Annotated in this window: 10 protein-coding genes and 1 pseudogene; 2 read left to right on the top strand and 9 right to left on the bottom strand. The window is 57.3% G+C overall.

All coding sequences use genetic code 11. From position 1 onward, the window contains the following. Window positions 1–206 (top strand): annotated as a pseudogene (locus DU506_RS20030) (oxygen-independent coproporphyrinogen III oxidase); the annotation flags it as partial. Here DU506_RS20030 and DU506_RS22715 read toward each other — a convergent pair. Together DU506_RS22715 and ytfE are read right to left on the bottom strand one after the other, a co-directional pair. Continuing rightward, on the bottom strand, window positions 169–1338 hold the full coding sequence (locus DU506_RS22715; protein ID WP_114488625.1) for a methyl-accepting chemotaxis protein: 1170 nt from the start codon (window positions 1336–1338) through the stop codon (window positions 169–171). The pseudogene DU506_RS20030 and the gene DU506_RS22715 overlap by 38 nt on opposite strands. Before the next feature lie 100 nt (window positions 1339–1438). Then, on the bottom strand, window positions 1439–2095 hold the full coding sequence (ytfE, locus tag DU506_RS20020) for an iron-sulfur cluster repair protein YtfE (protein ID WP_114488624.1): 657 nt from the start codon (window positions 2093–2095) through the stop codon (window positions 1439–1441). A 313-nt stretch (window positions 2096–2408) separates the two neighbouring features. On the opposite strand from ytfE, the gene ubiT reads away from it, so the two are divergent. Further along, complete coding sequence (gene ubiT / locus DU506_RS20015; RefSeq protein WP_114488623.1) at window positions 2409–2924, top strand: ubiquinone anaerobic biosynthesis accessory factor UbiT; 516 nt, start codon at window positions 2409–2411, stop codon at window positions 2922–2924. 35 nt (window positions 2925–2959) lie between these two features. Here the strand turns inward: ubiT and DU506_RS20010 are convergent, their stop codons facing one another. The 7 genes from DU506_RS20010 to DU506_RS19980 form a co-directional block, all read right to left on the bottom strand. Then, entirely contained in the window at window positions 2960–3691 is a 732-nt protein-coding gene (locus DU506_RS20010; RefSeq protein WP_114488622.1) for an anaerobic ribonucleoside-triphosphate reductase activating protein, read from the bottom strand. Between the two features lie 15 nt (window positions 3692–3706). After that, the gene (locus DU506_RS20005; protein ID WP_114488621.1) at window positions 3707–4621 is read right to left on the bottom strand and encodes a U32 family peptidase; all 915 of its coding nucleotides are present in this window, start codon (window positions 4619–4621) and stop codon (window positions 3707–3709) included. Window positions 4622–4629: 8 nt separating this feature from the next. Then, complete coding sequence (ubiU, locus tag DU506_RS20000; RefSeq protein WP_114488620.1) at window positions 4630–5625, bottom strand: ubiquinone anaerobic biosynthesis protein UbiU; 996 nt, start codon at window positions 5623–5625, stop codon at window positions 4630–4632. Next, on the bottom strand, window positions 5586–6122 hold the full coding sequence (locus DU506_RS22355) for a ferredoxin reductase domain-containing protein (protein WP_235825835.1): 537 nt from the start codon (window positions 6120–6122) through the stop codon (window positions 5586–5588). Before DU506_RS22355 ends, ubiU begins: the two co-directional genes overlap by 40 nt. Before the next feature lie 52 nt (window positions 6123–6174). Further along, entirely contained in the window at window positions 6175–6627 is a 453-nt protein-coding gene (locus DU506_RS19990; protein ID WP_114488619.1) for a hypothetical protein, read from the bottom strand. Window positions 6628–6815: 188 nt separating this feature from the next. Beyond that, window positions 6816–8036 (bottom strand): MFS transporter, encoded by a 1221-nt coding sequence (locus DU506_RS19985; protein ID WP_114488618.1) that lies wholly within the window; start codon window positions 8034–8036, stop codon window positions 6816–6818. Window positions 8037–8133: 97 nt separating this feature from the next. Further along, the coding region (locus DU506_RS19980; protein ID WP_147273795.1) for an RNA-guided endonuclease InsQ/TnpB family protein at window positions 8134–9277 on the bottom strand (1144 nt) is incomplete at its 5' end.

Here is a 9277-nt window from a genome sequence, read left to right as displayed (position 1 = left end):
TCGAGGCGCGCCATGCGGTGACATTTCGCGAGACCTTCGCTGATGCCCTGGTGCATCTGGAAGCAATGCAGCGTGATGAACTGCTGGCCATCCATGCCGATGCCATCGAAGTGCTGCCTGCGGGACGCCTGATGATGCGTAACGTGGCGATGGCCTTTGATGCCTATCTCAAGCCTCAGGAAGGGCGGTTTTCACGCACGGTGTGACACCTGAAGATGATCCCCGCTCAAGCCTGGCGTTGTCGCCTTCCTGCTTGAGCAGGGTTGTATGGTGCATCTCGGGCTTGTACTTTCGCATGATATAGCGCAGCCGTTCCATGACATCCAGGTTGGCTGCTTCCATGCGGGTCAGGGCCCGCATGGCATCGTCGATACGGCCTTCCCGATATTGGGAAACGGCCTCGATGGCCTGGCGATGTACTTCTCGATGAGGTACTTCCAGTGCTCGAAAATCTTCATCGGCGTGAAACATGCTGCTGCCGGTGCCTTCGTAGTACCAACGCCCAAGGGCGCACTGAGTTTCATCAGGCAAGTCGGCAACGGTTTTGTCCGATAGCCCCATAAAGATGCGATACACCTCAAGCTTAACCTCCAGCTCTTCCATATTGGCGACTTCCACTTCGCTGAGCATGGCGGAAAAGGAGAGTGTCTGGCTGCTTTCACTGGTCAAGGCCAGAAGGTGTTCGGTGCGCTGCATGACTTGGCTGGCTTCCGCGCTCAAGCTCGCGGCCTTTTTGGCATTGTCCGCCATGACGCCGTCGACAGTGCCGGTCTGGCGGAGAATATTACCGGTCAAGCCGCCGATTTCGTCGCTGGCGGTGGTGGTCCGCGAGGCGAGATGGCGTACCTCGGTGGCCACAACGGCGAATCCGCGCCCCGCCTCGCCGGCGCGAGCGGCTTCAATGCTGGCGTTGAAGGCAAGCAAGGTGGTTTGCAGCGAAATTTCGCCGATGACATTGACGAAGTTGCCGATATCTCCGGCATCGCCACGCAATGAAGTGACTTGCTCGGCGGCTTGGCTGATGTGTTGGTTAAGTGTAAGAAGTTCCGCAACCATGGCGGTCAAGGCATCGTGACTGCGCAATGATTCGTTGGCGGTGAAATCGGTGACTTTCTGGTTACCGACCAGCAGGTCGGAAAGCTCGGTAAAGGATTCGCGCAGGGCCACCACCGAATCCCCGAACCCGGTCAGATTCTGGAAGAGGTGTTGATGAATGCGCTGCTCACTTTCGAGTTGGTCGATACGTGCTTTCAGGCGGTCGCGTTCGTGAATGACAGAGGAGCCATCCTGAGATGAATCGAAGAATAGAGTGGCCGACTTGCGTTTCCATAGCCGCATGGGGTTCTCCGGTGGGCATCAGAGACAAGGCGCTACGCGTGTTTTAAAAAAGTAACGCCTTGTCATTTCCATTGGTCATGGGTGTGACATACGCAACGGATTAGCTCGCACGTTCGAATAGCAAGTTATTTTCCAAGTGAATATGCTGCATCAAATCCTCACGGAACTCGCTTATCGCGGTATAAAGCGCGCGCCAAGTGGTGCAGGCCCCTTTAGGGGGAGTGATGTTGTTGGTCAGCACCATGACCTGCTCTAGATTTTCTCCATGATCGTCATGTTCATGGCGCATTACTGCGATAGGCCCTCGGGCTTGGGCACCCATGCCTTTGCGAAGCATCGGGAAGAGAATCTGTTCTTCCTTCTGCATGTGGCTTTCCATCTCCTGATGGATTGTCGTAAAGAGGTCGGCCAAGCCATTGGGGCAGGTGTCACGCTCTCCGTGGACCTGTTCCACACGACGTGCCATACGGATCAGTTCGGGCAGCTGCTGACGGTGAACGGCGTGATAGCGTTCGAGGATGTGATCGATCAATTCATCGTTGCTGGCCTCTTGCCAGTCGCGGTCGCTGGGGTTGCCGGCGGGCAAGGCCTGTAGGGCGGTGACAAGGGTTTCGATATCCACGCCGGCCTGGGTAGCGGCCTGTTCGAGGCTCATGCGCCCACCGCAGCAAAAGTCGATATGATGCTCGTGAAAAATGCGAGTGGCGCCGGGCAAAGTAAGCGCAAGGCGACCGACAGGCTGTTGGAAAAGGCTCATGGTATGACTCCGTGGAAAGTAAGAAGGACACCATGAGTACTGCAATAGGCGTGCCAGTTTTTAATTGATTTAAAATCAATGGGATGAGGTTTTCAGGGTCATTTATACCCTTAACAAACAGGGTGTAAATGACCACTTGATGGTTATTTATACCCCTGTGGGGCATGGTGAAGGCAGTGTTCCAGAAACACCCATGCTGAATGGCTGTTCTTAGCGCTCATGGCTTGATGTGTGTCAGTGCGAAGCACCATGGCAGCGCCTAGGATGAGCACCTCGGAGTTTCCCATTGATGTGTTCGCCCGGAGTGTTTGTCATGTCACTGCTGCCTTTTTCAGTACCTGTGTCTTTTCCTGTACCCACGCAGTCTTCTTCACTGCCGCTTCCCCCGGCGCCTAGTCGTTTGATTGCTCTTCTCGACCCTAGGGTTCCTTTCGCTATCAAGCGACGACTAGTCGAACCCTTGCTCAACCGTACCTTTGCCGCGCCCCTCGAAGAGGGCGAATTCGATGCGCTGGAGGGGCGTCGTATCACCTTGGCGATCGACGATGTAGGGGTGGCGCTGAACCTGACGCTCGAGAGTCAACGCTTGGTGCTGTGTCGTGAGGTCGGTGAGGCGACTATCCGGGGAGGTTGGAGAGAATTCCTGTGCCTTGCCACTCGCCGTGAAGACCCTGACAGCCTGTTTTTCCAGCGTCGCTTGCTGATCGAGGGAGACACCGAGCTGGGTCTGATGCTGAAGAATTTATTGGATGGCTGTGAGGAGGGCCTCGCCCAGGGGCGCTTGGGCGAGGTATTGATGGGGCTGGAGCGCCTGACGCGCAGAGATTGAGAGGATCGTAAAAACCTGCTGGAAAATGGGATATGTCACTGTCTCAACTCGAGACGCTCGAAATAAGGGGCTAGACGCTTGACCAGGGCCGTCAACATCGCCATGGGCGGCGCGTCGGGAATCGCCTGGCGATAAGTAGGGGCGATACACTGATTGGTGCGAGCCAGCTGCAGTGCATAGTGACGCACACCACAGTCGGCCAGTGTCAACGCCAGGCGCTCCACCTGGGCAAACGTGAAATCTTTCCAGTGCACCGTGGTGCGGCATTCGAAGTCGATATCGCCGTCGAGCAGAGTGACCAAGCTGTGGCTATGGCGTTGCCAGATGCCTGGGCGACCGCATATCCGGTCGAAATCCTGTCCACGCCCCTTCACATCAAGGCCGACCCAATCCAGCTGCGGCAGCAGCCGAGCCAGGTGTTCAGGGTAGGGGCCGGCCGTGTGCAGGCCAACCTTGAAGCCCATCGCCTTTACCTCTTCAACTGCGCCGACCAGCCCATTATGCAACGTCGGTTCTCCACCACTGAACACTACCGCCTCGAGCAGGCCACGCCGGCTGGCCAAAAATTGCTTCACTTCTTGCCATTCGTGCGGCTTGCCGCGTCTTGGGGCTACCATCTGGGGATTGTGACAGTAGCCGCAACGTAGCGGACAGCCTTGCAGAAATACCACACAAGCCAAGTGGTTAGGGTAGCCCAATGTGGTTATGGGCGTCAGACCGGCAATAGGCAGGCGGACTGTGCCGGATAAGGTGTCATGTTGACACATAGGGCGCTCCTCTTTTCAGCCAGTTTGGGTGCGGCTGTTGTCCATTCCTGGGCGGCCGTACCAGTAGCCGTCACATAGCTCGGCATCTACCAGCGCCAGCGGGTCGGGTGCCGGAAGCTCACCGCTACGAGCCTGGTGGAATGCTTGCACCACCTCGGGCATGCCTTCCGCGCGTGGGCTAAGGCGTGCCACTGAAACGCCCATCTCGGTCATGGCCGAAAGCTCATGCCTCAAGTCCTGACAAGCGCCGGAAAGGGTCTGAATGCCGTTCAGCGTGAACACCTCCTTCGATTCCTGGGAGCGCAGCGCCAGCCCTTCGGGATATTGCTGACAGACGAACTGACAGCGGTCCTTGGGCTTCTGGTGTCGGCGTGCGGTGAAGCAGCGCGACGACCAGGCCAGTGGCAGGTGACCGTAGGCGAATACTTCGCAGGGTTGGTTCACACCCGCCTGCCGGCAGTCGGCGATCAGTCGGGTTAGATCGTCCCGGGACATTTCCACGGGCGCCTGCCAGCGTTGCATGCCGGTACGGGCCAGGACGCCCAGGGTGGCGGGGTTATAGAGGTTGAGAGCGGCTCCGGCGATGAACGGTAGGCGAGCACTGGAGAGGCGTTGCAGGGCGCTCTGGTCGTTGGCCTCGACGATGAAGTCACCGTTGTCGCAGAGTTTGCGTAAATCGCGCAAATCGGCTTCGGACTCGATCAGGGTCTGGCTGGCGAGCACCACCTGTTTGCCACTTTGCGCAAGCTCCCGCCCGATACCCAGCCAATCATCGAGTTTCATGTCGCGGCGTCTTGAGCAGACTGTTTCACCCAGTGTGACGATATCCACCGGCCAATCGGCAGCCTCGCGGTAGAAGTCAACGTAGTGATCGCGTGTCCAGTAGAAGAGTACCGGCCCGAGGGAGAGATGAAGCTTATCGGATGGCATGCGAACTCCTATTTCCAACGGCGCTCGTAGGCGCCCAGAGTAGTGGTGGCACCTTCGGAGAGCTCGGCGAGCCCGGCCATCCAGGTGGGGTCCGGATGGAAGCGATCGGGCGCCCTTTCAAGACGATCGAGCGCCTGGCGCCAGATGCCTGCCACCTTCGACACATAGGCGGGACTGCGCTGGCGGCCTTCTATCTTCACCGCGCTGATACCCAGTTCGCGTAATTCCGGCAATAATTCCAGGGTGTTGAGGCTAGTGGGCTCCTCGATGGCGTGATATGTCTCACCATCCACCTCGAAGCGTCCCTTGCACAGGGTAGGGTAGCCAGCGCGTTCGCCATCGGCGTAGCGGTCGATCAGCACGCCGTTGAGGCGTGATTCCAGTCCTTGCGGCGTTTCCTCCCAACGTACATGGGCCGCCGGGGAGCAGACTCCGCGGGTGTTGGGAGATTCTCCGGTGAGGTATGACGAGAGATAACAGCGTCCTTCGGCCATGATGCATAGGCTGCCGAAGGCGAAGACTTCAAGTTCCACCGGCGTTTGCCTGGCCAGGTCGCGTACCTGGGTGATCGACAATACCCTGGGCAGCACGGCACGCTTGATGCCGAACTGTTCATGATAGAACCGCAGCGCTTCATGGCTGGTGGCCGAGCCCTGTACCGAAAGATGACGCGCCACGTTCGGGTGATGGCGAGTGGCGTAGTCGAGCAGCCCCATATCGGCGAGAATCAGGGCGTCCACGCCCAATTCGGCAGCCTGGTCCACGGCGCGGGTCCATTGTTGCCAGCCATCGGGTTGAGGGTAGGTATTGATCGCGCAAAACACCCGCTTGCCATGTGAATGGGCGTAGTCGATGCCCTCACGGGCGCGCTTGTCGGTGAAGTTCAAACCAGCGAACTGGCGGGCATTGGTGCTGTTCTGGAAGCCGAAATAGACGGCATCGGCGCCTTCATTAACGGCTCGTTTCAGGGCGGGCAGGTTGCCAGCGGGACATACAAGTTCCATGACAGAGACTCTTCACGATGAAAACCCGAGTATCTTAGTCGCCTATTTATGGTCGTCCTTTGACCCGGGTCATGCTGGAGCGGGTTTTGCGAACCAATAAAAAGCGACCTCGGCGGGTAGTTGCCGGGGCCGCCTGTCGTCAGGTCGTCACTCAAGTGAGCCGAGTGCCTGTCAAGCCGCGTTGAGAGGGCGCGAGGTGCCGAAGTGTTCGAAGTGGGACACCCAAAGTCGGACAAGGCGCTGTTGACGGCGGTCATGAAACCTTGGGAACCCACGAAATAGCAGCGGGCCCTGGCGTCGGGCAGGTAGCGGGCGAGCAAGGTGCGGTCGATGCGGCCAATATGATCGGCATGGCTACCCCGTTCATGAATGCTGACGACCTGAAGGCGTTCGGGGTACTCGCGCTTGAGTGTCTCCAGTTCATCGTTAAAGGCGTGATGCTCGGCATCCAGAGCGGCGTGCAGATTCACTATGCTGGGGGCGGGGCTCTTCGCCATGGCCCCCTTTCATGGATAAGTTGAGAAGTGTCGGGCCGAGTACTTCACCGGATCATTCGAAGGTGGCGCATATGGGGGCCTGTTCCGCAGGAGCATGCCGCGCCACTTCGGTGATATCCCCGCTGGGCTCACCGAGCGGAATACGCCATTGATGATCGATATCCACAGGATCGCAAACGCCTTCTTTACCGCCACCAAAGTTGGAATCGATCCAGTAATGCAGATCGTAGAGCTTTCCTTCTTCGAGTACGTCAGAGAAATGGAAGGAGAAAGCGGGGTCTTCAGTGCCCGAAATAGTGTCTGACTGCTTGGCCACAACTTCATTAGCATGTAAATCGACGATAGCCGCATGAACGCTGTGATCGGCATGGGGAATGGAAAAACTGCCATCACCCTCAAACGTCAGGTCGTAGCTTTCGTTTGCCAGGGCTTGGATAGCGACGAAACATACGGGAAGAAGCAACCAGCGTTTCGTTGAGCCAGTGAGAAGAGCTGGGATTGGCATGAGTCACCTCATTAATAGAGACTTTATGAAATATTCCAGACCGCCTTATCTCTCCAGCATAGACTCAATTTCCAGGCCATGTCGGCGGTCTCCCATAATTCTAATGACTGAAAATCCTGGCTACTGAAGTACCTGATGGCTGAAGCAACCTGACCTTAAGGTTTCAGCTCTTCGAGCTGGTTTGAGCACTACTTATCCGCCGCAGCTTGGCTTGAAACAGTATTTGATGGAGTCGTCTCGGCAAGTACTTTTCGGGTCAGCATTGGTACACGACGTTCAGTCCACCACATCCAGATAATTGACACCAGCGTTACACCAAAGCAGAGCATCCATACCGTGGTGGCCACGCCGGTCAGGTCTACCAAGGCACCGAACATGATCGGCAAAAGAAAGCCTCCCATTCCCCCCGCTAAACCGACGATGCCGGAGACCAGGCCGAGATTCTCATGGTAGTCGTTAGACAGGTACTTGAAGACTGATGCCTTGCCGATTCCCCAGGCGATACCCACCACAAACAGCGCAGCGGTGAACAGCCAGATGGGAATGCCGAAGCTGAAGTCCACCGAGCCACCTGTGGTGGATTGGATGCTGTAGTTCGTTTCAGGGTAAGACATGATGAACAGTGCGATCAGACTGGCCCACATGCAGGTCCAGGTGACGGTATGGGCGCCGAAACGGTCGGAAAGCCAACCGCCGAAAGCACGAATCACCCCGGAAGGCAGTACGAAGATGGTGGCGACCAGCGCTGCTAACTGAATACCCATTCCATATTCCCCCATGTAGTAGCGAGTCAGCCACAGCGATACCCCCACATAGCCACCGAATACCACTGAGTAATACTGGCAATACTTCCATACCTTGGGGTCGTTGAGCACTTTGGCTTGATCGCGCAGCGATACCTTGTTGGCATTGCGATGGTCGGGATTGGAAAAGGTAAAAAACCAGAACAGGATGGCGGTGATCAGCATGATTGCCGCATAGATATTGGGTACCGCCTGCCAGCTCAGCACCACGATAACCGTAGGAGCGATGAATTTAGTTACTGCAGCTCCGGCATTACCGGCACCAAAAATGCCCATGGCCAGACCTTGGCGATCCTTTTCGATGTAAGTGATGCCTACAGAGAAGGAACCGCCAGCCAGGCCTATAAACCCCCCAAGTACCAGAAACTGCCAGTATTCAGTGGCGAACTGTACCATCCAGATCGACGGTACGATGAGCAGCAGGATCATGAAGAATACCGGGCGTCCGCCATAGCGATCGGTCATGGCGCCCAAGGGCAAGCGTGCCAGCGAGCCGATGAGTATCGGCACGGCAGTCAAGATGCCGAACTGGGTACCGTTGAGCGCTAGTTGTTCGGCGATAGGCACGCCGATTTCACCAAACATGGTCCAAACCATGAAGCACATGCTGACACTCCCCGCCCGCCGCGCTTCGCGCTTTGGGCGAGGGTTCTAAGGTCGCCCCAGAACCTTCCTGCTTCAACACGCCTTCACTAGACAACGGCTAGGCCGCTGCCCCCGCTCCAGTCGCTCCACAGGCTAACCCTGCCAGTCCGGCAGTTCGAATATTCTTTGCAGCATTTACGTCCCGATCTATCGGTTCGCCACAGCCTTTACACTGCCATTGGCGCTGCGATAGCGGCAGCTTTTCAACCTTGTGACCGCAGCCATGACACAGTTTACTGCTGGGGAACCACTGGCTTACCTTCACCACTTGTCGTCCGGCCCAGGCGGCTTTGTACTCAAGCTGGCGGACAAATTCGCCCCAGCCGGCATCGCTGATGGCCTTGGCTAAATGGCGGTTTTTGACCATGCCGGCGATGTTCAGCGACTCGATACACAGGACTTGGTTTTCGTTGATCAGTGCGCGAGTGGCTTTATGGGTTGCGTCGCGGCGGCAGTCCGCGATCTTGGCATGCAGTCGCGCCACCTTCTGGCGCAGCTTGTTGCGGTTGTTCGAGCCTTTGCGTTTCTTGGCCAGTCGGCGTTGAAGGTAGGCCAGCTTGGCTTCGTAGCGTTTCAGATGGCGCGGGTTGCCGGATTTCGCGCCGTCACTGGTGATGAACAGATCGGTCAGCCCAAGATCAATCCCCACCATTCTCGGTGTGATCGGCAGCGCGTTCGGGGCAAACTCGCACAGGCAACTGATGAAATAGCGGCCTGCACGGTCTTGCGAAATCGTGATACTGGAGGGTTCGCTGGGCAGCGGCCTGCTCCAGCGGATCGGCAGGGGTGCCTTGGACTTGGCGATGGTGATATCACCGTCACGATAGCGAAATGCGGCTTTGGTCAAGCGGATCGACTGCCGGCCATCCTTTTTCTTGAAGCGCGGATAGCGCGCCCGAAGCTTGGGGTTGAAGAAGTTATCGAAGGCGGCTTTCTGGTCACGCAGGGTTTGTTGCAGGATGACGCTCGATACGTCCTTGAGCCACGGAAATTCAGTCTTCAAGTCCACCAGGCGCTTTTCCGCTGCGGAAGACGACACCGACTCGCCGTGCTGCTGATACGCCTGGGTGCGATACGCCAAGTCGGGTAAGGAGGCAACGTTGCCGCAGCCCCCTCCCCTAAGAACCGTACGTGAGAGTTTCCCCTCATACGGCTCAAGCTCTTGAAAGCCCTTAGTGAGCCGGTTGCTCAACGTCTGTACC

Source organism: Vreelandella rituensis (genome assembly GCF_003336665.1).
GTDB classification, from domain to species: Bacteria; Pseudomonadota; Gammaproteobacteria; order Pseudomonadales; family Halomonadaceae; genus Vreelandella; species Vreelandella rituensis.
The sequence above is the reverse complement of the archived record's forward strand: the minus strand, read 5'-3'. Positions and strand labels throughout refer to the sequence as shown.

What these genes read in the sequence shown, in the direction of transcription:
- DU506_RS22715 (WP_114488625.1), bottom strand. Translation starts at nt 1,338, where the DNA reads ATGCGGCTATGGAAACGCAAGTCGGCCACTCTATTCTTCGATTCATCT.
- ytfE (WP_114488624.1), bottom strand. Translation starts at nt 2,095, where the DNA reads ATGAGCCTTTTCCAACAGCCTGTCGGTCGCCTTGCGCTTACTTTGCCC.
- ubiT (WP_114488623.1), top strand. Translation starts at nt 2,409, where the DNA reads ATGTCACTGCTGCCTTTTTCAGTACCTGTGTCTTTTCCTGTACCCACG.
- DU506_RS20010 (WP_114488622.1), bottom strand. Translation starts at nt 3,691, where the DNA reads ATGTGTCAACATGACACCTTATCCGGCACAGTCCGCCTGCCTATTGCC.
- DU506_RS20005 (WP_114488621.1), bottom strand. Translation starts at nt 4,621, where the DNA reads ATGCCATCCGATAAGCTTCATCTCTCCCTCGGGCCGGTACTCTTCTAC.
- ubiU (WP_114488620.1), bottom strand. Translation starts at nt 5,625, where the DNA reads ATGGAACTTGTATGTCCCGCTGGCAACCTGCCCGCCCTGAAACGAGCC.
- DU506_RS22355 (WP_235825835.1), bottom strand. Translation starts at nt 6,122, where the DNA reads ATGGCGAAGAGCCCCGCCCCCAGCATAGTGAATCTGCACGCCGCTCTG.
- DU506_RS19990 (WP_114488619.1), bottom strand. Translation starts at nt 6,627, where the DNA reads ATGCCAATCCCAGCTCTTCTCACTGGCTCAACGAAACGCTGGTTGCTT.
- DU506_RS19985 (WP_114488618.1), bottom strand. Translation starts at nt 8,036, where the DNA reads ATGTGCTTCATGGTTTGGACCATGTTTGGTGAAATCGGCGTGCCTATC.